27 protein-coding genes, 1 pseudogene and 1 riboswitch are annotated in these 24,681 nt (G+C 64.1%); of the genes and pseudogenes, 14 read left to right on the forward strand and 14 right to left on the reverse strand.

The window, feature by feature from the left end; genetic code table 11:
• Positions 1-4 precede the first annotated feature (4 nt).
• Positions 5-1,399, forward strand: coding sequence for a serpin family protein (locus RBH26_RS17945; RefSeq protein WP_306759753.1), 1,395 nt, complete (start codon positions 5-7; stop codon positions 1,397-1,399).
• Here RBH26_RS17945 and RBH26_RS17950 read toward each other — a convergent pair.
• Entirely contained in the window at positions 1,390-2,256 is an 867-nt protein-coding gene (locus RBH26_RS17950) for a hypothetical protein (RefSeq protein WP_306759754.1), read from the reverse strand. The genes RBH26_RS17945 and RBH26_RS17950 overlap by 10 nt on opposite strands.
• Before the next feature lie 62 nt (positions 2,257-2,318).
• On the opposite strand from RBH26_RS17950, the gene RBH26_RS17955 reads away from it, so the two are divergent.
• Entirely contained in the window at positions 2,319-3,044 is a 726-nt protein-coding gene (locus tag RBH26_RS17955) for a lipoate--protein ligase family protein (RefSeq protein ID WP_306759755.1), read from the forward strand.
• A 78-nt stretch (positions 3,045-3,122) separates the two neighbouring features.
• Positions 3,123-3,617 (forward strand): hypothetical protein, encoded by a 495-nt coding sequence (locus RBH26_RS17960; protein ID WP_306759756.1) that lies wholly within the window; start codon positions 3,123-3,125, stop codon positions 3,615-3,617.
• A 118-nt stretch (positions 3,618-3,735) separates the two neighbouring features.
• On the opposite strand, the gene RBH26_RS17965 is transcribed toward RBH26_RS17960, so the two are convergent.
• Together RBH26_RS17965 and RBH26_RS17970 are read right to left on the reverse strand one after the other, a co-directional pair.
• Complete coding sequence (locus tag RBH26_RS17965; RefSeq protein WP_306759757.1) at positions 3,736-4,701, reverse strand: hypothetical protein; 966 nt, start codon at positions 4,699-4,701, stop codon at positions 3,736-3,738.
• Positions 4,702-5,044: 343 nt separating this feature from the next.
• Positions 5,045-5,692 (reverse strand): DUF5806 family protein, encoded by a 648-nt coding sequence (locus tag RBH26_RS17970; protein WP_306759758.1) that lies wholly within the window; start codon positions 5,690-5,692, stop codon positions 5,045-5,047.
• Between the two features lie 137 nt (positions 5,693-5,829).
• Here RBH26_RS17970 and RBH26_RS17975 point away from each other — a divergent pair, with 137 nt between their 5' ends.
• The 3 genes from RBH26_RS17975 (at position 5,830) to RBH26_RS17985 (ending at position 9,013) form a co-directional block, all read left to right on the forward strand.
• Positions 5,830-6,966 carry a thiolase family protein gene (locus tag RBH26_RS17975; protein ID WP_306759759.1) on the forward strand — a complete coding sequence of 379 codons (1,137 nt, stop codon included), beginning with the start codon at positions 5,830-5,832 and terminating at the stop codon, positions 6,964-6,966.
• 226 nt (positions 6,967-7,192) lie between these two features.
• Positions 7,193-7,561, forward strand: coding sequence for a hypothetical protein (locus RBH26_RS17980; protein WP_306759760.1), 369 nt, complete (start codon positions 7,193-7,195; stop codon positions 7,559-7,561).
• A gap of 276 nt (positions 7,562-7,837) precedes the next feature.
• The gene (locus RBH26_RS17985) at positions 7,838-9,013 is read left to right on the forward strand and encodes an MFS transporter (protein WP_306759761.1); all 1,176 of its coding nucleotides are present in this window, start codon (positions 7,838-7,840) and stop codon (positions 9,011-9,013) included.
• 36 nt (positions 9,014-9,049) lie between these two features.
• Here RBH26_RS17985 and RBH26_RS17990 read toward each other — a convergent pair whose 3' ends face one another.
• Positions 9,050-10,741 (reverse strand): aldehyde ferredoxin oxidoreductase C-terminal domain-containing protein, encoded by a 1,692-nt coding sequence (locus tag RBH26_RS17990; RefSeq protein ID WP_306759762.1) that lies wholly within the window; start codon positions 10,739-10,741, stop codon positions 9,050-9,052.
• A 259-nt stretch (positions 10,742-11,000) separates the two neighbouring features.
• Complete coding sequence (locus tag RBH26_RS17995) at positions 11,001-11,273, reverse strand: hypothetical protein (RefSeq protein ID WP_306759763.1); 273 nt, start codon at positions 11,271-11,273, stop codon at positions 11,001-11,003.
• Positions 11,274-11,394: 121 nt separating this feature from the next.
• Here RBH26_RS17995 and RBH26_RS18000 point away from each other — a divergent pair, with 121 nt between their 5' ends.
• Positions 11,395-11,556: a hypothetical protein gene (locus tag RBH26_RS18000; RefSeq protein ID WP_306759764.1), complete on the forward strand. Its 162-nt coding sequence runs from the start codon at positions 11,395-11,397 to the stop codon at positions 11,554-11,556.
• Between the two features lie 55 nt (positions 11,557-11,611).
• Here the strand turns inward: RBH26_RS18000 and RBH26_RS18005 are convergent, their stop codons facing one another.
• From RBH26_RS18005 to RBH26_RS18015, 3 genes are all read right to left on the reverse strand, one after another.
• Entirely contained in the window at positions 11,612-13,606 is a 1,995-nt protein-coding gene (locus tag RBH26_RS18005; protein ID WP_306759765.1) for a long-chain fatty acid--CoA ligase, read from the reverse strand.
• 323 nt (positions 13,607-13,929) lie between these two features.
• Positions 13,930-14,856 carry an MBL fold metallo-hydrolase gene (locus RBH26_RS18010; protein ID WP_306759766.1) on the reverse strand — a complete coding sequence of 309 codons (927 nt, stop codon included), beginning with the start codon at positions 14,854-14,856 and terminating at the stop codon, positions 13,930-13,932.
• 106 nt (positions 14,857-14,962) lie between these two features.
• A complete protein-coding gene (locus RBH26_RS18015) occupies positions 14,963-15,862 on the reverse strand; it encodes a cation diffusion facilitator family transporter (protein ID WP_306759767.1) in 900 nt (299 codons plus the stop codon).
• A gap of 163 nt (positions 15,863-16,025) precedes the next feature.
• Positions 16,026-16,107: riboswitch (Fluoride riboswitch) on the forward strand.
• A gap of 7 nt (positions 16,108-16,114) precedes the next feature.
• Between RBH26_RS18015 and RBH26_RS18020 the strand changes: the two genes are divergently transcribed.
• Both RBH26_RS18020 and RBH26_RS18025 read left to right on the forward strand, forming a co-directional pair.
• The gene (locus RBH26_RS18020; protein WP_306759768.1) at positions 16,115-16,528 is read left to right on the forward strand and encodes a CrcB family protein; all 414 of its coding nucleotides are present in this window, start codon (positions 16,115-16,117) and stop codon (positions 16,526-16,528) included.
• Positions 16,525-16,914, forward strand: coding sequence for a CrcB family protein (locus tag RBH26_RS18025; RefSeq protein ID WP_306759769.1), 390 nt, complete (start codon positions 16,525-16,527; stop codon positions 16,912-16,914). The genes RBH26_RS18020 and RBH26_RS18025 overlap by 4 nt, the downstream gene beginning before the upstream one ends.
• On the opposite strand, the gene RBH26_RS18030 is transcribed toward RBH26_RS18025, so the two are convergent.
• The 4 genes from RBH26_RS18030 to RBH26_RS18045 all read right to left on the reverse strand — a co-directional run bounded on the left by RBH26_RS18030 (position 16,911) and on the right by RBH26_RS18045 (position 19,000).
• Positions 16,911-17,345 carry a universal stress protein gene (locus tag RBH26_RS18030; RefSeq protein WP_306759770.1) on the reverse strand — a complete coding sequence of 145 codons (435 nt, stop codon included), beginning with the start codon at positions 17,343-17,345 and terminating at the stop codon, positions 16,911-16,913. The two genes, RBH26_RS18025 and RBH26_RS18030, sit on opposite strands and share 4 nt — an antisense overlap.
• A 155-nt stretch (positions 17,346-17,500) precedes the next feature.
• Entirely contained in the window at positions 17,501-17,695 is a 195-nt protein-coding gene (locus RBH26_RS18035; RefSeq protein ID WP_148855691.1) for a cold-shock protein, read from the reverse strand.
• Between the two features lie 110 nt (positions 17,696-17,805).
• Positions 17,806-18,843 carry a magnesium transporter gene (mgtE, locus tag RBH26_RS18040; RefSeq protein WP_306759771.1) on the reverse strand — a complete coding sequence of 346 codons (1,038 nt, stop codon included), beginning with the start codon at positions 18,841-18,843 and terminating at the stop codon, positions 17,806-17,808.
• On the reverse strand, positions 18,830-19,000 hold the full coding sequence (locus RBH26_RS18045; RefSeq protein WP_306759772.1) for a hypothetical protein: 171 nt from the start codon (positions 18,998-19,000) through the stop codon (positions 18,830-18,832). Before RBH26_RS18045 ends, mgtE begins: the two co-directional genes overlap by 14 nt.
• A gap of 166 nt (positions 19,001-19,166) precedes the next feature.
• Between RBH26_RS18045 and RBH26_RS18050 the strand changes: the two genes are divergently transcribed.
• The 3 genes from RBH26_RS18050 to RBH26_RS18060 all read left to right on the forward strand — a co-directional run bounded on the left by RBH26_RS18050 (position 19,167) and on the right by RBH26_RS18060 (position 21,215).
• Positions 19,167-19,736 (forward strand): magnesium transporter, encoded by a 570-nt coding sequence (locus tag RBH26_RS18050; RefSeq protein ID WP_306759773.1) that lies wholly within the window; start codon positions 19,167-19,169, stop codon positions 19,734-19,736.
• Positions 19,736-20,317 (forward strand): magnesium transporter, encoded by a 582-nt coding sequence (locus RBH26_RS18055; RefSeq protein ID WP_306759774.1) that lies wholly within the window; start codon positions 19,736-19,738, stop codon positions 20,315-20,317. Before RBH26_RS18050 ends, RBH26_RS18055 begins: the two co-directional genes overlap by 1 nt.
• A 124-nt stretch (positions 20,318-20,441) precedes the next feature.
• Positions 20,442-21,215, forward strand: coding sequence for a sulfite exporter TauE/SafE family protein (locus tag RBH26_RS18060; protein ID WP_306759775.1), 774 nt, complete (start codon positions 20,442-20,444; stop codon positions 21,213-21,215).
• Positions 21,216-21,235: 20 nt separating this feature from the next.
• On the opposite strand, the pseudogene RBH26_RS18065 reads toward RBH26_RS18060, so the two are convergent.
• A pseudogene (locus RBH26_RS18065) lies at positions 21,236-21,369 on the reverse strand (oxidoreductase); the annotation flags it as partial.
• Between the two features lie 187 nt (positions 21,370-21,556).
• Between RBH26_RS18065 and RBH26_RS18070 the strand changes: the two are divergent.
• Positions 21,557-21,694 (forward strand): hypothetical protein, encoded by a 138-nt coding sequence (locus tag RBH26_RS18070; protein WP_306759776.1) that lies wholly within the window; start codon positions 21,557-21,559, stop codon positions 21,692-21,694.
• 115 nt (positions 21,695-21,809) lie between these two features.
• Here the strand turns inward: RBH26_RS18070 and RBH26_RS18075 are convergent, their stop codons facing one another.
• The gene (locus RBH26_RS18075; protein ID WP_306759777.1) at positions 21,810-23,018 is read right to left on the reverse strand and encodes a TrkA C-terminal domain-containing protein; all 1,209 of its coding nucleotides are present in this window, start codon (positions 23,016-23,018) and stop codon (positions 21,810-21,812) included.
• 130 nt (positions 23,019-23,148) lie between these two features.
• Between RBH26_RS18075 and serS the strand changes: the two genes are divergently transcribed.
• Positions 23,149-24,528, forward strand: a complete 1,380-nt coding sequence (serS, locus tag RBH26_RS18080; RefSeq protein WP_306759778.1) for a serine--tRNA ligase — start codon at positions 23,149-23,151, stop codon at positions 24,526-24,528.
• The last annotated feature ends 153 nt before the right edge of the window (positions 24,529-24,681 follow it).

Consider the following 24,681-nt stretch of genomic DNA (forward strand, 5'->3'; position numbering starts at 1 on the left):
GAGCATGATATTCGACAGGAGGACCACGCTTTCGCTGACCGGCGCCGTTCTCGCCGGCATGATCGGTCGCGCTGGCGCTGCCGACACGGACACGTTCGACGACGACGACGAAACAGCCGACTTCCCGGCACTCGAGTTCGTCACCGAGCCCGACGTCGACGTCGACGCCCTCGCCGAACAGATACGTGGCAACGTCGCCGTCTCGCTCGCGTTGCTCGCCCAACTACGCGAGGACGGTCCCGGCGAGAACCTGTTTTTCTCGCCGTACAGCGTCTCCGTCGCGCTGGCGATGACCTACGCCGGTGCCCGCGGCGAGACGGCCGACGAGATGGGCGACGCGATGGAGTACGTCCTCGAAGACGAGACGCTGCACGCGGCGTTCGGCGCGCTCGAAGCGGAGTTCGAGCAGCGAAACGAGGACGGCGCGGACGTCGATCGCCCTGTCCCGGCGGACGACGGCAACGGCAACGGCGACGAGGGCGAGAGGGAGGGGGAGGAGGAAGACGGTCCCGCGTTCCAGTTGGCGAGTGCGAACGCGATCTGGGGCGACGAGAACTACCCGTTCGACGACGGCTACGTCGACTTGCTCGAGACCTACTACGGGGCCGGCGAGCGCCTCGTCGACTTCGAGGGCGATCCGGAGGGGGCCCGCGAGGAGATCAACGAGTGGGTCGAAACGCAGACGAACGACCGAATCGAGGACCTGCTGCCGGCCGGCTCGGTCGACGAGGCAACCCGACTCGTCCTTACGAACGCCGTCTACTTCCTGGCGGCCTGGGAACACGAGTTCAATCCCGACGCTACCGAACCGACGCCGTTTACGAGTCTCGACGGGACCGAGACCGACGTCGAGACGATGCACCAGACCAGGGAACTGCGATACGCCGACGTCGACGGCCACCAGTTCGTCGAACTCCCCTACGCCAACGGCCAGACGAGCATGGTCGTCCTCCTGCCTGCCGAGGGCGAGTTCGAATCCTTCGAGGCGTCGCTGACGGTCGACCGACTGGCGACCATGCTCGAGGCAGCCGACGTCCTCGAGGTCGAACTCGCGTTTCCCCGGTTCGGTATCGAGTCGCAGTTCAGCCTCGTCGAACCGCTGGCGGAGCTGGGCATGGAACGAGCCTTCGACGAGCGTTCCGACTTCGGCGGGATGGAAGGCGACGACGAGGAGGTGTTCATCGACGACGTCGTCCACCAGAGCTTCGTGGAGGTCGACGAGGAAGGGACCGAGGCAGCGGCCGCGACCGCGGTCGTGATGGAAGACGAAGCCGCCGAACCGGTAGAGCGGGTCGAGATGAGCGTCGACCGACCGTTCCTGTTTTACATCCGGGATCGGCCGACCGAGACGCCGCTTTTCTGGGGGCGTGTCGTAGACGGAGAAACGCTTCAGGAGTGAGCGGGTCGAACCCGCACCCGGACTCGCTCACCGACGTCGAACGTCCGGTCCGGACAGATCAGCTTCGCGCCGAAGTCGGCGTCTCGAGCGCAAAACAGCGAGAGTCCGGTGATCGACTCGCCGTTGGCCGTGACGACGACGTCGTCCCAGGTGATCGTCCGTCCGCAAGCGACGCCGAGACGGTCGTCGTTCAGTGAGACGGGACCGTCCGTGTCGACGCCGTGTCGACCGCCACCGTCGTAGTGGGGGAGCCCGCCGTCTACCACGCCGCCATCGTCGGCTCGGACGCCAACGAACGTCTCGTCGGGGTCAGGATGTGTCGGTTCGTCGAGGACGGCGTAGGTGTCGCCGGTCGCGACGACCCTGCCGGTGCCGTCCCACTCGAGCGGACGAACGTCGACGCCCACCTCGAGTCGCAGCGATCCCGACGCGCGGTGGGGGTTCTGGTCGGGCCGTCGGAAGCCGACGTGGAGGTGGTTGTCGACCCAGGGAGCGAAGAAGCCGGCGCGGACGAGCGTTCCGAGCGACTCGCCACGCTCGACGTGCTGTCCTGGCTCGACCGCGGGGTCGACGTGAAGGACGCGGGCCGTCAACCCCTCGAGCTCGGCCGGGCCGTCGCACTCGAGGAGGATCAGATAGTCGTGTTCGGGTGCGTAGGGTTTCGGCGGCGCCGTGACGGTCCTGGTCTCGAGGACGGTTCCCGAGACGGGACTCGGGGCGGCAGTCGTCCGCCCATCCCGTAACGTCCCGGGATAGCAATCGATCGCACAACCCTCGTCGTGGGCCGGATACGGCGAGTTGTACAACGAAAAGCGCTCGTACTCGGCCAGCATCGACTCCGGAACTGTCACGGCCATCGGTCGTCGGCTCCGACTGGGCGGCGAGAACGTTTAGGTCCGTCGAGACGAACGCCGAACCGATGCGAATTCTTCGGGGCCGTAGAGCCACGATCGAGGCCGATCGCGAGATCAGCCGGCGACTGCTCTCGATCGCCGCCGATGGCGAGTGTGCGGTTCGGGTCTGGACGCCACATCGCCAGATCGCCTTCGGCCGACGCGACCGGCAACTCGAGGGGTACGACCGTGCTCGAGAGCTCGCACGCGACGGCGGATTCCCCTCGGTCGAGCGCGATGTCGGGGGACGGGCGGTCGCCTACGACGGCGAGACGACACTGGCCTTTGCTCGTGCCGAACCGGTTACCGACTTCCGACGGGGGACCGACGAGCGATACGAACGTGCGACGGCCGCCGTCGAACGGGCACTCACCACACTCGAAAGCGGTCTCGAGCCCGTCCGCGGCGAACCCGACGACTCGTTCTGTCCGGGCGCACACTCGCTGTCGGTCACGGCTGCGGACGGTGGGCTGCGCAAGATCGTCGGCATCGCCCAACGCGTTCGCCAGGATGCCGCCGTCGTCGCCGGCACCGTTCTCGTCGCGAATCGGGACCCGCTCGCGGCCGTCCTCGAGGACGTCTACGGCGCGCTCGCGGTACCGTTCGATCCCGAGTCGGTCGGCACCGTCGCGGACGCGAACGCGGACGGGACGGTATCGCCACCTGACGTCCGATCAGCGCTCGAGGACGCCCTCGTTGGCCACCGGGCGAACGTGACGGTCGAATCCGTCGGCGAGTCGAGAACGGAATGAGGGGGTAACGTTTTTCCGCTCCGGACCGACCCGGTCGAGTATGAGCGTTCGAGCGAGACCGATCGCGGAGGGATATCGATGACGACAGCGCCTGCGGACGACCAGTGGGACGAACTCCTCGAGGACGCGACGGCTATCGCCGAGGAGTACCGCGACGACGGCTGGGACGCGGTCGTCCTCGAACCCGAGCGCGTCGTGCCGGTCGACGACGAGACACGAATCGGCTTCGACGTCCGTGTCTCCGACGATGAGTACGACCTCGTCGCCGCGCTGATCGAAGACGGCGACGTGACGATCACCGCAGCCGACGTCTACTACCGACCGCCCGAAAACGAGACTGACCGCCGAATCGCACTCGCAGTCGAGCGCGACGAGGAGACGGAGACCGCCGTGTTCGTCCCGCTAACCTACGACGTCGAGGCGTCGCGGTCGGTCTTCGAGACGGCTCTCGAAGGGGGAGAGCTCCTGGCACACGTGATTCCCGAGTCGGCCGGCGACGGCCCCGAGAACTGGCTGACCTTCTCACACGACGATCCGTCGCTGTTCCTCGAGGCCGACGACCTCGAGGGCTGATACGGTCTCCTGTCGTCACTGCCCGCCGATCGCCGCCCCCGTCCTGGCGATCGGCGGGACATCGGGACAGCAGTCCGGATGAAAGCGATCACGAGGGCGAGGCGCAGTCCGCTCCCGGTCAGCACGAATCGAACTCGAACGTCCCGTTGAGTGCCATCGAGTGGTCGTCGTAGTAGGCATAGAGGTTTCGAGGGGCGGTGTATCGGCCGCCGTAGTGGCCGACGGGCCCGTTCGTGTCGATGATGTTGTCCCCGTGGTCGGTCGTAAACCGGAAGTCCGCACGGTCGTAGATCGGCTCGCCGTCGAGCCAGTAGCGGACGATACCGTCGTGGTTCGCCTCGCCGTCAGTGATCGTGTTTACGCACACGTAGTACTCGAACTCGTACCAGACGCCCGGTTCGATCTCGGGTGCTCCGAGCGCGTACGCCTCGTCCTCGAGGAGGTAATCCAGGTCACCCCAGCCAGGATGGTCCATGTGGTACGTGTTCGAGAGGAGGTGAAACGGCCCGTCAGGATCAGTACCGCGGCTTGTAACGTACAGCCGATTGCTCCAGCCGTTAGTGCCGTCGGTGTCGTCGCCGCCGGCACTGCCGGTCCCCCTCGAGATTGCGCAGTTCCAGAGCCGGCAGTTGGCCTCCGTTCGGCCGTCCATCGTCCAACTTGTATCGAGCGCGAAGTGGACACGTCCAGTGAGTTCGAACAGCCCGTCATCGAAGTCGTAGTGTGTACTCACACCCCAATGGTCGTCCTCTCGGATCCGCATCTGTAGTGCGGTTTCGCCGGAACGCGTTGGACTGGAGACGAGCGACAAGTTGGCGCTATCACCGTTCGATCGTCGGTAGACGTCGTCCCAGTCCTCGTAGTCGTCGTACTCGAGGTGGACGATATCGTCCGGTCTGTCACAGGTCGCCGTCGCAGTGTCGGCTCCGAGCCCGGCTATCCCGAGCACGCTCCCGCCGGCGAAGAGGCCGCCCATCTGGAGGGTGCGCCGTCTGGACACACCGTCGGTCGATCTCGCGGTCGGTTCGCGTCCGTCGTCGGTATCGTCAGTTCGGTTCTCCGCATCGGTCGTGTTCGTAACCATCCGACTCGTTGTTTTATGCCAATGGGTAATTGTATCGAATCTGCTACAAAGACTAACGAGCAAAATCACGTCAGACGGTATACAGTTGTCTATCGTGGGACCGTGGTAGTGAGGGCGCTACCCGCGACCCGACGCTCGAGTCCGTACACAGCCACTCGAACGGACGCGATCGAAACGGCCGACAGGAGACAGCACCGAATCGAGCGAGAACCGGCGACTGCGCCACGGGAACGTGTCGCCTACCGATGTAGACGAACCGTTCGCGCTCGAACAACAGTCCACAGGCGTTCTCTTATCCGTCGGTCGATAGCCACCACGGTTGGTGTACTGCCGGACAGCAGTGTCACTCCTCGGTCTCCTCCCGTTCTCGGAGTTCTTCGCTGGCCTCGCGAACTTCGCGCATCACACTCGAGATCCGTTCCTCGGCCTCGAGTTCCTCCTCGACGGAGAGGTCGACGCCCTCGACCTCGAGTAAGAACTTGGCGACCTCGGTCGACTCGTACATCACGTCGTCGAGTTCCTCGGCAGTAAAGAAGTCACACATCGCGCCGTAGAGGAAGGTCGCCCCCGCCTTTCGGACCTTCTCTTCGAAGGAGGCTCGGGCCTGGTTGACCGCCTGCGGAGTGTAGGTGTCGGTCATGAAGGGGACGAGTTCGGGTAAGTTCTCGCCGATCTTGGTCATCTCGACGCCGGTCTCGGTCCGGAAATCCGAACAGAGGCGGGCGATAGCCCACTCGCGGGCGGTGATATAGGTTCGCTCCCGCAGGAAGTCGTTGACGCGATCGTACTGGGCGCCGTCCATCTTCTTGAAGCGGGCGTACTTCTGGACGTCCTCGGGGACGTCACGTTCCTGGGGTTCGGGGTCCGGAACGTCGGGCATCGGTCCGTCGTCGGTTCCATCGGCACCATCCTCGCCGTCGTCGCTGGTCACGTCAGCAGGGGACTCCTCGTCGGCCTCGAACCGGGAGGCGTTCAGTCCGTCCTCATCCATGGCCGCGTATTACCAGCAACCCGAGATAAGGATTGTTCTCGAGTGTCCCGACAGCCGCTGTTCCGACGTCGGTAAACTCCCCGTGCATTCCTGTGAGTTCTGTCGGGTTTAAGTTCGTGAGGGATGTTCGGTAATACATGTCACAGACGCCAGTCGTAGTCGAGGCGGTACGGACCCCGCAGGGGAAAGAAGACGGCGTGTTCGCCGACCTTCGCAGCGAAGATCTCTCGGTGCCGTTGATCGACGAGATCCTCGCCGAAACCGGCCTCTCCGGCGACGAAATCGACGATCTGATGTGGGGCTGTGCCCAGCAACGGGGCGAACAGGGGAACAACCTCGCCCGCGTTATCGCCTTGCTCTCCGATCTCGGTGAAGGCGTCCCCGCGACGACGATCAATCGCTGGTGTGCCTCCTCGATGCAGTCGGTGATCTCCGCATCCGACGCCATCGCTGCGGGCAACCGCGACGCCATCATCGCCGGCGGTGTCGAGAGCATGACCCGCGTCCAGATGGGCGAAAACACCCACAACGTCCACCCACGGATGGCCGAACTGTACAACATCGGCGAACTCCAGATGGGGATGACCGCCGAGAAGGTCGCCGAGGAGTACGACATCAGCCGCGAGAAACAGGACGAGTACGCCGCCCAGAGCCAGCAACGCGCTGTCGAGGCCACCGAAGCGGGTCGTTTCGACGACGAAATCGTCCCGATCGAGACCGACGACGGAACGGTCGAGGAAGACGAGGGGCTCCGACCCGGCACCTCCGCCGAGAAGCTCGCCGAACTACCGACCGTCTTCAAGTCCGATGGCTCCGTCACGCCCGGCAACGCCTCCCAGATCTCCGATGGCGCCTCCGCACTGCTCGTCACCAGCGAGGCGTTCGCGAAAGAACACGACCTCGAGATCCTGGCCGAGGTCGGCACGAACAACGTCGCCGGCGTCGACCCGACCGTCATGGGGATCGGTCCGGTACCCGCGACGCGTGGCCTGCTCGAGCGCAACGGGCGCGACATCGACGATTACGATCTGGTCGAACTCAACGAGGCCTTCGCCAGCCAGTCGATCTACTCACGTGACGAACTCGGGATCGATCCCGAGATCTTCAACGTCAACGGCGGTGCCATCGCCATCGGACACCCGCTTGGCGCCTCGGGCGCACGCCTCCCCGTCACCCTGATCCACGAACTCAGGAAGCGTGGCGGCGGCCGCGGACTCGCGACGCTGTGTGTCGGCTTCGGTCAAGGTGCGGCGATCGAGTTCGAAGTCAACTGAGACGGATTGCTGTAACGGTCTACCGGCGCAACCGCCGCCCAGGTCGCGGTTGCGCCGACAATGACGTACAGGAGACCGTATGAGACGGACGGCGAGATTCGGCCGCCGATTCACGCTTTCTCGAGCGTGACACCGACGGACGATCGTTTCGAGACGCGAACCAGAACACTGCTATACAACCCGACATCACCGGATCTTTAGATAGCTCGAGCCCGTCGAAACTGGTATGAGCAACCTCCTGTTGGCGGCGATCATCGGCATTCCGCTGGCCTGGCACCTCGGCCTCACGGCGTTTGCCTACTACGACGCACCGCGGGTCGGGCTCGAGCCGCGCTCGAAGTGGGTCGCGATCGTCTTTCTGATCCCGCTGATCGGCTTTTTCATCTACATCTTCGAGCGCAGCGAACTCGACTACGATCCCGACGAGGACCCCTACAAAGGCCACAACTTCAACATCCATCCCTCGCGGGCCGACGATGCGCCGGTCCGTTCTCGTGGCGACGACCGACCGGATCCCGACGACGCGGACTGGGATGGGACGGGCGGCGCCGACAGCACGGACGACGAGGAGTGGGGCAACCGGCGCAGCGAGTAGAGAGCAAGTGACGCCGGCGACATAGCTGCCAATGCCGACGCTGCTACTGCCGGACGGAACGGGTGTGAGCATTTTCGCTTCCATCAGGCGAACCCGCTTCAGTGACTGCTGTCCGGCAGTATGACGAACGCGGCTCACCGAAATCGAGGGAGTCGCCGCCAATGGAGACACGCTCGAGCCAGCAGTCGATTCCGATCGACCCCGCTCTCCCCGTGACCGAACCGCACGTCACACTGACATGAGTAGCGTTTTGGCCTAGAAGCGGTCAGGCCAGCTATGAACCGGGTACGGATCTGGACGGCGGCGATCTTCTGCTTCGTCTTCGCCGACGCGGTCGCGATGCAGGCCAGGGGACCGATCCTCACCAGTCTCGAGGCGAGTTTCGGAGTCTCCGAAGCCGCGCTGGGGCTGATCGCACCGGCCGGGACGGTCGGCTTCGTCGTCGCCGCGGTCGCAACCGGACTGCTCGCGGGTCGACTACGGTTCCGTCGGACGCTGCTGCTCGCCGTCGGCGGCGTCTGCGTCGCGCTCGTCCTGATGGCGAGTGCGCCGCTGTACGTTCTCTTCCTGCTCGCGCTGGTTGCACAGGGTGCCGCCGCGGGCGCCTTTCGCGGCCTCGATCGGGCCGTGTTGAGTCACCTGTTCACGACCCGGCGAGGGCGGGTGTTCAACGCCTACGCCCTCACGTGGGCCGTCGGCGCCGTCGTTGGACCGCAACTCGTCAACGTAGTGCTCGCCGTCGCCGACTGGCGGGCGGTTTTCGTCGTGATCGCGTTGCTGTTCCTCCCGACGGCTCTCGCAGCGGCCCGGACCGAGCTTCCGTCGATGTCGGCCGAGCGGTCACTCTCGAGCGACGCGTTCGGCGAACTGATCCAGCAGCCGGCCGTCGTCGGCGCGTCAGTAGGGATCCTCCTCACAGGCGCCGTTGAAGGGATCCTCTTTACGTGGTTGGCCTACTATGCAAGCGGGTTCTACGAGACGACGACAGCCAACCTCCTGTTGTCAGCGTACCTGCTGGCCTACGTTCCCGCCCGGGCCGGCTATACGGTCCTCGTCGGTCGCGTTCCCTATCTCGTGTTGTTGTTCGTCGCGACCGTGCCGACGATTCCAGCACTCGCAGTGGCGTTCTCCGGCGTCACCGGCCCCGCGCTGTTTCTCGCCGTCTTCGTCGCCGGTGCGGGGCTCTCCTGTGGCTTCCCGACGCTCTCGGCATACGCGGTCGACGCTGCGCCGGAGTATAGCGGCCCCCTCAACGCCCTGACAACCGGCGCGACCTACGCCGGAATCGCGATCGCGCCCGTCATCGTCGGCGTCCTCGCGGAGCTGTATGGCATCGAACGGGCGATGTGGCTTACGGTCGCGATCGCCGGGGCACTCCTCGCGACGATCGGGACGACGTGGCTCTGGGCCGGAGCGACGGTGTCTCGAGCGGTGGGGACGACGGCCGAGTGAGAAGCAGACAGCGGTAACGCGTTACAGCAGTCCGTCTCAGTCGTCGGCCGGCGTGACGCCGACGTCCGGATCCTCGAGCGTCGCTTCCGGCACCGTCCCGTCGTCGTTCCAGCCGCGTTCGGCGTAGTACTCCTCGAGTCCGTCCTCGAAGTCCGGGATCTCGTAGGGGACGGCGTCGTCGTCACGGTCGAAGCCGCGCTGGTTGTTGAAGTGCCGTTCGAGCGAGACGACCATCGCGCCCAGTTCCTGTAGCTCCTCGTAGTCGGCGTCGAGCAGTTTCTCCAGACGGTCTGGGGTCACGAAGTCCCGCGAGAACTTACAGAGGACGGCGCTGTCTTTGATCGCGTTTACGTTCTCGAGTTCGATGATCTTCGGCGGTTTCCCCTCGAGTCCGTTCTTGTCGAAGGCGTCGTCGGCGTCGACCAGCGGGTACTCGTAGGGGTAGAACTCGGCGTACATGTGGTCGGCGCCGCGGTTCGACGTAGCGAAGGCCAGCCCCTGGCCGTTGAGCGCGCGACCGTCGTGGGCGGGGAACTCCATGCCTTTGACCGTCCAGTTGTCGACGCCGAGTTCGTCGTGGACGCGGTCGACCCCCTCAGCGAGCGTGTCGCCGACGCCCTCGCGGTAGGCGATCTTCTCGACGAGGTCGTGGATCAGGTCGGTGTTGCCGAACTCGTCTTCGCTCGCGAGGTAGGCCGCGACGACGTCGCCCGCCGAGATCGTGTCCAGGCCGTACTCGTCACAGAGCTTGTTCGATTTCATCACGTCGACGATATCGTCGACGCCCGAGTTCGAACCGAAGGCCATCACCGTCTCGTACTCGGGGCCTTCGGTCTCGAGGCCCGACGCCTCGTCTCTGGTCGGTAGTTTGCAGGCGAAGGCACACGCCGAGCAGGTGCCTTTCTCGTATTTTTTCTCCTCGACTCGGTCGCCGCTGATCCCCTCGGCACCCTCGAAGGACAGTTCGGCGAAGTACCGCGTCGGCAACGCTTCGACTTCGTTTGCGTACTCGGTCATCGACGAGGTCCCCTGACGTTTCATGATGTGATCCGACTGGGCAGCCTCGCCGTGGATCTCCATCTGGAGCGGCGGGATCTCGACCTCGTGGGTCGAGTCGCCGTCGAAGGTGATCGCCTTGACGTTTTTCGAGCCGAGGACGGCTCCCAGTCCGCCGCGGCCAAAGGCACGCTCTTCGGAGGTCATGATCGAGGCAAAGCGGACCTGATTCTCTCCACCGGGTCCGATGACGACCGTATGCTCGGATTCGAGCCCGTGTTCGTCCGCGATGTACTCGCAGGTCTCGGGGACGGTCGCCGACTCGAGGTCCGGCACCGGCTCGAACTCGACGCCCTCGTCGGTGACGTGGACGATGACCAGTTCGTCGCTCGCGCCGGTGATCTCGACGGCGCTGTACCCGGTTCCGGTGAAGTTCCGCGAGAGGAAGCCGCCGGCGTTAGAGGAGAGCAGCCCGTCTGTCAACGGTGAGACGCCGGTCGCAGACATCCGGCCGGTAAAGCTCATCGTCGAATGTTGGAGCGGCCCCGTCGCGAAGTAGAGTCGATTCTCGGGTCCCAGCGGATCGGCATCGAAAGGAACCCGATCGTGGGCGAGTTTCGTCCCCAGTGCCCGGCCGCCGAGGAACGACTCGAGCACGTCGTCGATCGCCTCCGTTTCGACGGTCCGTTCTCCGACGTCGACCGAACACAGCGGTCCTCGTACGTGTTTCATGCGACGTAGTGGCTTACGCGGGAGCAAAATGATACCGGTTTCTGTTATCAGCGTTACTGTTCAGTGTTGATTACCGGAAGGACAGGACAGCGGCGTTCGTCGCCACCGTCTCGCCAGCATCGTGGTCGTCGGTATCCGCCTCCGTGGCCGACGTTCGTGAGCCTGGATCGTCGATCCGTACGTCGGCGTCGTCCGAACCCCCCGGTATCGTGACCGCGTTCGCGACGGCGGCGATTGTGAACGCGGCGAGCGACGAGCGCTAGTCCGAGAGGTTCAGTTCCGGCACGTCCTCGTCCGGGAGGTGAGTTTCGGCGTCGAGGACGACCTCGAGGCGGTCGTCCTCGATCAGGCGGTCGATCTGGTCGTGGGTGAACCGACCGTCACACTCCTCGCCGACGAACGTCACGAATCGCTCGGTGCGTTCGACGACGGTTGCAAGCGAGTTACCGGTTCGGTAGTAGTAGCGAACGGTCGTTCCGGGGAAGAGGGCATCGGCAGTCGTCGGGGCGTACTGCCAGCGGGGACAGACCATATCTGAGGACTTTCGAAGGGCGATATATCTCTTGTGGATGGGCGGAATCCGTCGACGAGCGAGTCCCGATAGACCGGCGGCGTAACGATCAACTGGACGGCGACCCAACTGGCGACCGACGATGCTGGACCGCCTCGACGATCCCGAACCGGATCCGGTCGAATCGCTCCTCGAGGACCCGATCGAGAAGACCGTCGAGAGCGGGGACCTCCTCGAGAACGTCCTCGAAGGCGAGGAACAACCCACCTCCTTCTCGAGTCGGTCCTCGAGCGACGAGGAGTAACGCCGCCGACGGCGACTCGTTACACCAGCCCGTGTCGGAGACACCGTCGTCCGAGCTACGCGTCTGCGTACATCCGGTCGACACGGTCCTCGAACTCGTCTAAGATCACCCGGCGTTTCTTCTTCATCGTCGGGGTCAGCATCTCGTTTTCCTCGGTGAACTCCCGCGGGACGAGTTCGAACCGCTTGATCCGCTCGTGTTTCTCGAAGTCCTCGTTGACCCGGTCGACCTCTTGCTGGACGTACTCACGGACGCGCTCGTCGTCGACCATCGCCTGTGGATCGTCGGGGAGGTCGATCCCCTCCTCCTCGGCCCACTCGCGGATGTGATCGGTGTTGGGAACGAGCAAGGCGCCGACGAACTTCTCGCCGTCACCGGTGACCATCGCCTGCTCGATGACCTCGCTCGCGGCGAAAGCGTCCTCTAGTGGGCCAGGCGCGACGTTCTTGCCCGTCGAGAGAACGATGATCTGTTTCACACGATCGCGGAACTCGAGGTAGCCGTCGGGCCGGTGGTGGACGATGTCGCCGGTGCGGAACCACTTTCCGTCGGATTCGTCGTTTGGCTCCTCGGTCGTCTCGCTTCCGGGGACGGTTTCGGTAAAGGCCCCTTGGGTCGCGCCCGGCCGGTTCCAGTAGCCGTCGGTGACGTTCGGTCCCCTGACGAGCAGTTCGCCGACCTCGCCAGGGTCGTCCCCGAAGGTGTCTCTGTCGCCGACGGTCTCGTCGATCTCGACGTCGACGCCGACCAGCGGCGGGCCGATAGTGCCGATCTTGACGTCCTCGGGCGGATTGACCGTGACGACCGGGGCGGTCTCGGTGAGGCCGTACCCCTCGTGGATCGGCAGCCCCATCGCGTGATAGAGACGACAGAGCTCCGGCGAGAGACTTCCGCCGCCACTGATCAGCAGTTCGATCTCGCCGCCCAGCGCCTCGCGAACCGTCGAGAAGACCAGTTTGTCGGCCAGTGCCTGCTTTGCCTTCAGAGCCGGTCCGGGCGAGTCGGTCCGCTGGTACTCGACGCCGACGTCGGTCGCCCACTCGAATATCCGCCGTTTCGCGTCGGATTCGCTCGCTTGCTCGCGGATCGTGTCGTAGATCTTCTCGTAGACCCGCGGGACGCTGGTCGCGGCCGTCGGCTGGACGGCAGCGAAGTCCTCCTTGAGCGTGTCCGGCGTCTCCGCGTACGCGACGCAGGCGCCACTTGCGAACATCACGAAGTGGCCGGCGGTCCGCTCGAAGACGTGAGCCAGCGGCAGATACGACACCGTCTGTGTCTCCTCGTCGAGGGCCGGCGTCCCCTCGGGTTTGTCCGCCCGCGGTGCGAACCGTCGCCGGATTCCGTTGACGTTCGACCGAAAGTTCCAGTGGGTGAGCTGGACGCCCTTGGGCCGGCCCGTCGTTCCGCTCGTGTAGATCAGACTCGCAAGATCGTCGCGTTCGACCGCGTCGAGTCGCGCCTCGTAGGCCTCGAGATCGAAGACGTCCTCGCCGCGGTCGTAGACCTCGTCTAGCGTGTAGATATCGTCGCGGTCGTCGTACCCCTCGAGTTCGTCCATCGAGACGATGAACTCGAGGTCGAGTTCGTCCTCGACCTCGAGGACCCGTTCGAGGAGATCGTCGTTCTCGACGACGACGGCCGAGGCATCGGGATCGTCGAGCAGGTACTCGACCTGGCTCGGCGAGGAGCTCGTATAGACCGTCGTAACGACGGCGCCGGCGGCGAGCAAGGCGAAGTCACACTGGGCCCACTCCATGCGGGTGTTGGCGAAGATCCCGACGCGATCCCCGTGTTCGATGCCGAGCTCGTGAAAGCCCGTCGAGAGCGTTCGAACGATGTCGCGCATCTCGAGGTACGAGATCGGGCGAAAGTCGCCGGGTGCTGCGGACGGTAACACAGAATCGGTCAGCGCCCGGTCGTAGACGCCGCCTTTGTACCGTTGGGCTGGACGGTTGGCGTTCCGTTCGACGGACGCTTCGAACAGTCGTCCGAGCGTCGTCTCCCCGATCACCTCGTCCTCGTACTCTCGTTCGGCCTCCAGCCAGTCCATATACGCGTGATAACACCTCCCGTGCGATAAAACGTATTGAAACTGCAGTTCGTACCGTCAGCGAGGGGGTAGAGAACGGGAAATCCCGATAGAGACGCCAGTAACCACTCTCTCGAGAGGTTAGGAAAAACTCTACGAGAGTTTTCGGATTGAAAGGATACACGCTCGACCCGGCCACCGATTGCGCCGAGAACTCGGTATGGCAGATCGTGGTATACTGCCGGACAGAACGATTCACCGATCGGTCGTGCGACTGCGGCCGTCCCAACGGGTGACGGCTGCGAGTTCGCGACCGACGTGTTACTGACTGCTGTCCGGCAGTATTACTCTCGCTGATCGAGGTAGCCGAGTACGCCCCGCGTGTTCAACACTGCCTCGGCACTGGCCTTTCGCTCGCCCCAGACGTCGGCTAGTTCGGCCGTATCGGCGAAGTACTCCATGACGGCCTCGTCGTCCTCGAGTTCCGCGCGTTTCGACTCGACGGCGTCGACCCACTCCTGGAGGGTGGCCGTGTACGCCTCGAGTGCGGCGTCGGCGTCGTCACCGACCGCACGCGGTCCGAAGTGCGTATAGAGAAAGACGTCGGGATCGATCGCTTTGAGGGCCTCGACGTCCTCGAGACACTGCTCGAGGTCGAAGTCGGAAGGCGGCGAGGTCGGTCGGATCGTCTCGACCTCGGGCACCCAGATCCCCGCGGCGTCGCCGACGAAGACCGCGTCGTTCGTGGGATCCTCGAAGACGACCTGGTGGAAAGCATGCCCCGGCGCTGCGTGAACGCGCAGTTCGTGGTCGCCGAGGTCGATGACGTCGCCGTCCTCGAGCTCGACGATCCGCTCCTCGGACAGTGGCTTCGGCTCGGTGTAATACTCCCACTGCTTGCCGACGGCAGCTTTCGTCCCCTCGACGAGTCGTTCGGGATCGACGAGCAGACTCGAGCCGGACGCGGGAACGTAGACATCGGCGTTCGGACACGCCTCGGCGAGGAAGCCGGCACCGCCCGCGTGGTCGAGGTGGATGTGCGTGACGGCGATGACGGCGAGTTCCTCGCGCTCGATACCGAGTTCGTCGAGGGCCTCGAGGATTAGCTCGTAGTTGGTGCCGATGCCCGTTTCGACGACGGCAGGGCGCTCGTCGTCGAGGATGTAGGCAGCCCCGTACTCCTCAGTATCGTACATTCCCGTATCGAGACAGTAACAGTCCGTACAGTCACCCGCCGTTACCTCGAAGACGTCACCGATGTCAGGTCCCATACCGGTATCCCGTCAGCGGACGAGATAAAAGCTGGCTTCGCGGTCGAATCGTCGGTCGGTCGACACCTGATCGGTGGACGATCATACGGACTGCTGTCCCGATGTATCACTCGTCGACGCAGTCTTTCCACTCGCCGATTCCCGACGGATCGAGATGGACGTGAGCGTCGCCGACGTCCTCGACGTTGCGCAGCCGATCGACCAGTTCGGACTCGACGTCGTGGGCCCGCCGGAACGGGAGCTCGCCGTCGACCTCGACGTGGACTTCGACCTCGAGGACGGGTCCGTCGTAGAAGACGGTCAGATCGTGGACGCCCTGGACTTCGGGGTGGTCACGCAGGGCCTCGGTGATCTCCGCACGCTGTTCGGGCGTGGCGGCGGCGCCGATGAGATAGTCGACGTTCTCGCGGCTGATCTCGACGCCCTGGTAGACGACCAGCAGGCTCACCAGTGCGCCGGCGATCGGATCGAGCAAGGGCTGACCGAGCAACACGCCGACAATACCGACGGCGGCGGCAATCGTCGTGTAGATGTCGTTTAGGCAGTCGACCGCGAGCGCCTCGAGTGCGGTCGAGCCGAGGTCGGCATTGACGTACTCGGTGTAGCGATAGACGAGATACATATCGACCATTGCAAACGCCAGCGCCGCGAGCAAGAGGGGGTTCGCCGCGGGTGGATCGAGGACGAGCAGCCCCTGGACGGACTCGTACAGCAGCGACAGCCCGAGCACGGCGAGGACGGCCCCGACGAACAGCGCCGTCAGGGGTTCGATCCGGTCGTGGCCGTGCGGGTGGGTGTCGTCGGGTTCGTCGTAGGCAGTCTTCCCCCAGACGAGAACGACGATGCTCGAGATCAAGTCCGCGACGGAGTGGGCCGCGTCCGCGAGCAAGGCGACGCTGCCGAAGGCCAGGCCCGCAGCGCCCTCGACGACGATCTTTGCGGCGTTGCCGAGGACGTTCACCCACGCTGCCCGCGCGAATCCGGTCCTCCCGTCGCGGTCGACCATACCCTCGTTTAGAGAGAGTCTAAACTTGGGTCTTTTCCTTCCTCTGTCGGCCAGACACCGCACGGGCTCGACGTCGTGGGACGGTGGTGACTCGTGCTGTTCGACAGTATTACTACAGCGCGTCGACGACCGGAACGCTCATGGATTCGGTGTGAGAATCCCGCGGTAACCGGGCGATGGGGCCCGCCCGACCCAACCGCCGCGCTCGCGCGACCTCGTGGGCGGCTGACGGTCCCTGTTTACCAGTCAGCTATGGCAACCGACCACCCACTCGTCCGACTCGAGACGCTCGCACTGATCGGCATCGGCGGCTTCGCCGGCGCGAACCTCCGATACTTCGCCCTCGGGCTGTTCTCCGACGTCGGGGCTGTCTTCCTCGTCAACGTCCTCGGCAGTCTCGTTCTCGGCTTTTTCGTTTACGAGGCCGACTACACGGGACTCGTCACTCGAGAGTCACGGATCGTCTTCACGACCGGCTTTCTCTCGTCGCTGACGACCTACAGTACGTTTGCGGTACAGAGCGCGTTGGCTGGCGGCCCGCTGTCGTTCGTCGCTATCGTCGCCGGCAACTACGGAATCGGGTTTCTCGGCGTCCTCGGCGGCCGCGAACTCGCTCGTCGCGTCAGCGACGGCACCACATCCGCCACGGGAGGTGAGACGGCATGACCCTCTCGAGTGTCGTCGGTCTGCTCACGTTCGACCCCGAACCCGCCCACGTCGTCGGCACCGGCGGTGCGATCGGCGCGATCCTCCGTCACTGGGTGTATCTCACGCTCTCGAGCGAGCGGTTCCCGTGGCCGACACTGACCGTTAACGTCCTCGGTAGTTTCGTCTTCGGACTGCTCACCTTCCTCGGTGCGGACGGTTCGACGCTCCAACTCGTCGGAATCGGTATCTGTGGTGCGTTTACGACGTTCTCGTCGTTCTCCGTCGAGACCATCCAGATCTACGAACGTGGCGACCGCTTTCTGGCCGTCGCAAACGCCGCCGGCAACCTCGTGCTCTCGCTTTCGGCGATCGGTCTCGCGTGGGCCGTCGTGGCGATCGCCTAATTTTCGACACCGCGAACGACCGTTACCGGCACACCGGCGCGACGAACGCCCGCCTCCGCGACGCTTCCCAGCAGGTATCGTGCCGCCCGATCGCGCCCGTGGCTGCCGATGACGATCCCGTCGACGTCGTGATCGTCGGCGACGGAGACGATCGTTGTCGCCGGCTGCCCGGCCTCGAGGGCGGTCTCGACGGTCCGGTCGCTCGGGGCCGATTCGAGTGCCGACTCGAGGACGGCCTCGCCTTTCTCGTGTTCGGTCGTGAACTCGTCGTCGGACGTATACCCCGGAAACGACCGCCGTCGGCTGTAGTCGACCATCGGATCGACGACGTACAGCAGCGTGACGTCGGCGTCAGGGAACCGCTCGAGGGCGTGCTCGAAGGCAGCGCGTGACGGTCCGGAGCCATCGATGGGGACGAGAACGTGGTCCATACCCAACGTAGGGGCAGTAGCGAGAAAGAAATAGGGGTCGTGTTCGGTCCGTACGATCTACAGGCGAAGAACCGGCGTTACGACTCGAGGGAACAACACATCAAAAACGAAAATCGTCGCTCAGCGCCGCGATGAGGCGGCAGTGAACGCAGAGATTAGTTGCGGACGACGTTCGTCGCGCGGGGGCCTTTGGGGGCCTGTTCGATGTCGAATTCGATCTCCTGTCCTTCTTCGAGGTCCGGACCGCCAACGTCTTCCATGTGGAAGAATACGTCGTCGTCCGCGTCGTCCGTCGAAATGAAACCGTAGCCGCCAGTGTCGTTGAAGAAATCAACGTTACCGTTTGCCATTACGAACAAATGTACGCCCGGTACCCGGATAAGAGTTGCGAGGGTCGTGGTACCACGATTTCGTTCGTGAGCGTCAGAACGGAAAACAGGTCGGAAACCGCGTGACCGACCTACAGCAGTTCGGCCAGCAGGACTGCCGCCAGGCCGAAGTAGATCAGCAGCGCCGTGACGTCTTTGACCGTCGTGATCAGCGGGTCCGAGGCGGCTGCCGGGTCGAAGCCCAGCTTGTTCATGATCCAGGGGATCACGTAGCCGACGACCGACGCGACCACACAGACCGCGACGAGGCCGACGAAGACGACCGTCGCCAGTTCGAACGCGTACGGCTCGTCCATCTGCCAGACGTACGCCGCACCGGCGCCGATACCGCCGATGATCAGCCCGATCAGCAGCCCGACGAGGCCTTCACGAGCGAAGTGTTTCATCGCGTTCCGGTCGTCGATGTGGCCCAACGCGAGCCCGCGGACGAAGATCGTCGACGCCTGCGTGCCGACGTTGCCGCCCATGTCCATGATCACCGGCACGAAGAAGGCAAGCGCGACGACCGCCTCGAGGGTGTCCTCGTAGGCCTCGATCACACCACCGGCGAGCAATCCGCCGGCGAGCGCGACGATCAGCCACGGCAGCCGTAGTCGAAGGATGCGTGGAATCGAGGACTCGAGGATGGCCGAACTGCGCGTCTCCTCGACGTCGGCAAAGGAGAAGCCAGCGCTTTTGAGGATATCCTCGGTGGCCTCTTCCTCGACGACCTCGATCATGTCGTCGGTCCGCAACACGCCGACGAGGCGATTCTCGTCGTCGACGACGGGCAAAGCCGGAAAGTCGAGGTCGGCCATCCGATTTGCGGCCGCCTCCGGATCCGCGTCGGCGTTGATCGTCACGAGATCTGTCGTCATATGGGCCTCGACGACGTCGTCCTCTGGGGCGTTTAACAGTTCTCGGAGGGACATGACGCCGACGAGCCGACCTGCGTTGTCGGTGACGTAGAGGTAGTAAACGGTCGTCTCGTCGGTCCGCGGTTCGAACTTCCGGAACTCGTCGATCGCGGGTCCGACGAACGTCTCCTGGGTGACGGCGACGTACTCGTCGTCGGTTACTTCTTCGACCCGATCCGCGTGGAACTCGAGTTCGCGATCAGCAGCCCCCATACACCTCTCCCCGACTGTGGGATCGAATGACGCCTGCGAACTCGCCCTCGAGTAAATCCGTGATCAGGTCCTCGAGCGTCGGCTCGAACTTCCGTCCACCGGTGTCGCTGATCGCGGTGTCGGTACCGTCTCGACTGCTGTGGTTAGTATGCAGCATACAGTAGCCGTGTGTTAGAGGTATCTAAAAACCGTTTCCACTTAGGACTAATAGTGAGTACAGTTCCCACGAGAGACGAGTACAGGAGTCGGTCGGGAAAGAGACGGCGACGGCAGAGGGACGCTCGCTCCCATACACTTAACAGGCAACTGGGTGTTTTCCCGGTATGAGCGTTCGGCACGATTTCTGGTCGATCTATCGCGAAGCCCTCCCCATCCTGATCGTCGCTCTGGGCGGCGGACTGTTTGCCGGGCTCGTCCTCGAGTCGATCATCGAGAGCGTCGAGCGGTTTCCCGGGCTACTAGTGATGGTCCCGGTGTTTCTCGCCACACGGGGGAACGTCTACGGCGCGTTGGGTGGACGAATCTCCAGTGGACTTCACCAGGGGCTGATCGAACCGCGATTCGAGTGGGACGAGCGACTCGTCAACGCCGTGCTGGCGTCGTTTATCAACGGGATCGGTATCTCGATCGCTATCGGCGTCATCACCTGGGTCGCGCTGTTGCTCATCGGCTGGGAGGTCGCGGCGCTGTACGAACTCGTCGCGATCATGCTCGTTGCCGGGGCGTTGACGTCGGTCGTGATGATCGCCGGCCTGCTCGGGCTGATCTTCCTCGGTTACAAACACGGCTACGACCCCGACAACCTCGTCGGCCCGATCGTGACGACCCTCGGTGATATCTTCGGGATGCTCTTTATGCTGTTCTCGGTCAGCTTCGTGGAGGTGCTGATCTGATGGTCGCCGTCGGCGGCTCGCTTGGCACCTGGGAGTGGAAACGCATCGTGACGAACATGTTTCCGCTGCTGGTGATCCTCTCGATCATCGTCCTCTGGGCAGGGATCACACTCGAAGGCGCAGAGGAGATGATCGAGGAGATCTCCATCCTCGCGGTGATGGTACCGACGATGGTCGACATGGGTGGCAACCTCGGTGCGATCCTGAGTTCACGACTCTCCTCGCGCTTTCATCTGGGAACGACGGAGCTCGATCCCCGCGATCGGGTGCTCTGGGCGAACGTCGCGGCGATCCTCGCACTCGCGGCGACGATCTTTACGGCGCTGGCGATCGGCGCCGCCGCGCTTGACGTCGTCCTCTACGGGGGTGCGGTCGGCTTCGGACCACTGTTGTTCATCTCGCTCGTCAGCGGGATGTCCGTCGCCGTCATCGCGATCGTCTTCAGCTTCGCGGCGACCTACGGCTCCTACCGATTGGGGATCGACCCCGACGATACGACGATTCCGATCGTCACGAACGTCGTCGACGTCTTCGGGATGGTCATCTTCATCGGCGTCTCGGCGCTCGTACTCGGGTTCTGATACGGACTGCCGTACCGATCTCCCGCCGGTCGCCGACCCCATACTGGCGATCGGCGGACAGTGACGACTGGAGACCGTATGATAGATCGATTTTAGCGGCTGGGCAGTGAAGTCAAACGGCGAGATGCCCCCGCTTCCGGTCGAGCTCGTCGTCGTCCTCGTCGGGATCTCGCTGCTGGCTGGAATCGGCTGTACGACGACCGGCGCAGGCGGTATCTTCGTCACGATCGCCCTCTATGTATTCACGCCGCTGTCATCCGCGGAGGTCGCCGGCACCGCACACGTCGTGTTCGTCGCCGTCGGATTCGTCGGCGCGATCGGCTTTACGCGCTCGGGAGAACTGCTCGGTGCCGACGGACGGGCTCTAGCGGTGATTCTCAGCACGACGAGTGTCCTCGGTGCGGTAAGCGGCGCTTACCTGAACGCGTACGTTTCCCGGAGACTGTTCAGTATCCTACTCGGGACCCTCACCGCTGTCACCGGTCTCGTCCTGTTGTACGGCCAGTTTCACGACCTCCCCGCGATCGTGGCCGTCGATACGGACGCGATCGGGGGCCGACTCGCGTTTGGATCCGTCGGGCTGTTTCTCGGCGTCGCCTCGGGGCTCGTGGGGATCGGCGGCCCGATACTCGCCGTCCCGGTGCTAGTCACGCTTGGCGTACCGCTGTTGCTTTCTCTCGGCGTCGCACAGGTACAGGCGATCTTCATCTCGGGCTTTGCAGCCGGTGGGTACTTCGCCCAGGACGCAATCTCGCCGTTCTTCGCGGCGCTTACTGGAATCCCGACCGTCGTCGGCGCCGTCGGTGGCTGGATCATCGCCCACCACGTCGATCCCGACCACCTCGAGCTCGTTCTCGGTGGGATCCTGATCCCCACGGGGCTGTATCTCCTCGTCTGATACGGATCGCTGTACCGCTGATAGCTTCCCTGTAGGACGATCGCTCGATCGGAGACGATGCTTCCGATGTTGATGATCACCCCGCCCCACCTCGCTCTCGCAGCCGGTCGGCGGCCTCGAGCGAGCCGTACAGCAGCCCCCAGACGTTGACGTCGACGGTGGCCACCGGCCTCTGGAGCTCCAACGTCGGCGTCCGCTCACCGTCTGTCGGGCGTCTGACTGAACTTCAAGTGTCACGCTGTGGGCGTCGTCAGTATGGCATCCGAATCGTACGTCTTAGAGCAGCCTCGACAGCCCACCACCCGATACGGTGGAAGCGTCCGTTCGCGGGGTGGCGGCCGATGACCGGGCTCGACCGAACGATCCGGCTCGGAGTGTCCGGGCGGACGGTCCTCCCGGTGACCCTCGCAGTGATCGTCGCCGTCCTCGGCGCCTTGCTCTACCTGGAGCTCGTGTTCCTGTTGCTCGAGTACGTCTGAGACGGACCGCTGTCGAGCGGTATCGGTACACTCGGGGCACGTGTACCGATGGCCTGGCACAACCGCAACCGGCTGTGGCTGTGACACTGACGCAGGAACTCCGGAAGATGAGGCGTCAGGCCCGGGCCAGCTCTTCGAACGCCGTGGCTGCCGTCCGCGTTCCCTTGGAGATGAGGACGTCGCCCCCCTGGAGTTGTGCGTCGGCATCCGCGACCAGCAGCCATCCCTCCGATGGCCGGCGAATGGCGATCACCGACATCGTTGATTCGACGTCCGGAACGCCATTGATCACCGACACGCCGTCGAGTTCGCTTCCGGCGTCGACCTCGACGCGAGTGATGATCTCGTCGCTCTCCTGGACGGCCAACTGGACGACCGGGTGGACGTCGATGTCGCGAAGGACACCCTCACTGATGTCGATCGCTGCGTCACTGATGACCTCCGTACTGCCACCCAGCCGGATCAGGCCACGAAGCACGACTGGATCCTCCGCGTCTGCGGCTGCCCGAAGCGTCCAGGCCTCGAACCGAGACTGCAAGGCGTCGACCTCGATCTCTAAGTTGCGGACCTCCTCGGCCAGTTCCGTACTGTCGAACAGGACGCTGCTGTAGGCCAGATCGACCGCCAGCTCCGAGAGGTTCTTCATGTGGATGATCGTGTTCACGGCACGTTCCAGGTCCTTGATTCCGGGGTCCTCGATCGAAGGCGTCTCGTAGCGCTCTCCAGTCAGCTCCTCGCAGACGTCGCCGATCGACGGATCCGGCCCCCGAAGCAACGCGACGTCCTCGCTTTTGATAGTCGTCTCCGGACCAGGGTTGAGCAGCCACTCGTCACCCCGCCGGAGCGCGATCACGCGGATGCCGGTCTCCGACTCGAGGTCGATGTCCGCAAGCGTTCGGTCGGCGTAGACCGAGTCGGGGTCGACGACGCCGCGAACGAGTGTCTCCGCCGCTTCGGGCAGCGCAGCGCGCATGGCTTCGGGCAGCCCGATCTCCTCGAGGACGATCTTGGCGATATCACCGGCGGCGTCGCTGATCTCGTCGGCAGCGGAGACGATCCCCAGAACGGGCGCAAGCTCCTCGGCGTCGTCCGGGTTACGCACGGCCATCATGAGGCTCATTCGCGCCCGAAGCTCGAGGACGTCCATTCGCTCTTCGAGGCGAAGCACTTCCCGGGCGAGTTCGGCGTTGCGGTGGAGGACCGCCGAATACGAGAGGTCGATCAACAGCTCCGCAGTGTCTTTCATCTCGACGAGCACGTCCTTGACGCTGACGGGCTCGTACTCGACCGATACCGACGACGCTTCGCCCTCGAGCGGGTCCATACGAATACCCACCTTCCGTGACGAAAAAAGCGTTTCCCGGTCCGAAGCGATCGCGCCGTCATTGACCGTGCTCCCAGTAGAACGCGAGACTCCGACACGGTTTTGGACGGGCACGGAGAAGCAACGGGCAATGATCGACCGGACATACCTGCGCGAGAACCCCGAGGAGGTACGCGAGGCCCTCGACAATCGCGGCGCCGACGTCGACATCGACGAGTTCCTGGAACTCGACGAACGGTGGCGCGATCTGAAAGCCCGCGGCGACGAACTCCGCCACGAACGCAATCAGGTCACGAAGCGGATCGGAAAACTGGTCGCTGACAAGAAAGAGGAGGAAAAAGAGGAAGCGATCCAGGAATCGAAAGAACTCAAATCCCAGCTCAGGGAGGTCGAGATCGAGGCCGAAGAGCTCAAAGACGAACTCGAGGAACGCATGCTCGAGATCCCCCAGATCCCCCACGAGAGCGTTCCACTCGGCGTCGACGAACGCCACAACGTCGAAGACCGACGCTGGGGGTTCGACGACCTGCGTGAGCTTCCGGCGGACGTCACGCCCCACTACGAGTTAGGCGAGGAGATGGACATTATCGACGAGGAACGCGGCGCCAAGACGACCGGCGCCGGCTTCTACTTCCTCAAAGGCGACGGCGCACGTCTCGAGCACGCGCTGGTCCAGTTCATGATGGATATCCACCGCGAACAGGGCTACGTCGACCTCTTCCCGCCGGTTCCCGTCAAAAGCGAGTCGATGCGGGGCACCGGCCAGCTGCCGAAGTTCGCCGACGACGCCTACCGACTGGGCGGCAGCAACGAGGAGGACTACGAGGACGACGACCTCTGGCTCTGTCCGACCGCCGAAGTGCCGGTCACCAACATGTACGCCGACGATATTTTACTTTCGGACGACCTCCCGCTGAAACACCAGGCCTACACCCCGAACTTCCGTCGTGAGGCCGGCGAGCACGGCACAGAAACACGAGGGATCGTCCGCGTCCACCAGTTCAACAAGGTCGAACTCGTCAACTTCGTCGAACCCGAAGACAGCTACGACCGCCTCGAGGGGCTGCTCGACGAAGCAGAGGAGGTGCTCCGACGGCTCGATCTCCCCTACCGCATTCTCGAGCTCTGTACCGGCGACCTGACCTTCGCCTCGGCGAAGACCTACGACATCGAGGTCTGGGCACCCGGCGACGACATGGAAGAGGGCCCAGAACAGGGCGGCCGCTGGCTCGAGGTCTCGTCGGCCTCGAACTTCGAGGACTTTCAGGCCCGCCGGGCCGGCCTGCGGTACCGACCCGAGCGCCACGAATCGGCCGAGTACCTCCATACCCTGAACGCCTCCGGACTCGCATTGCCACGCGTGATGGTCGCGATCCTCGAGTACTACCAGAACGAGGACGGCACGGTGACGATCCCCGAAGCGCTGCGGCCGTACATGGGCGGGCAGGAAGTGATCGAGGGCCACGAGAAGGTCGGCGAGTCGGCACTCGGTGCCGGCGAGCGCGAATAACGCGAACGATCGTTTTTCTCCGACGTCGGATCAGATCGGTTCCGTCGCTGTTCTCAAGGCGCACTGACAGCAGTCGGTACGAACCGACGGCGCTGACGCTACTCGAGACGAAGGTCGCAGAAAACGCGGTGGTCGATCAGCGATACGACGACG

Source organism: Natronolimnohabitans sp. A-GB9 (genome assembly GCF_030848565.1).
Lineage (GTDB): Archaea > Halobacteriota > Halobacteria > Halobacteriales > Natrialbaceae > Natronolimnohabitans.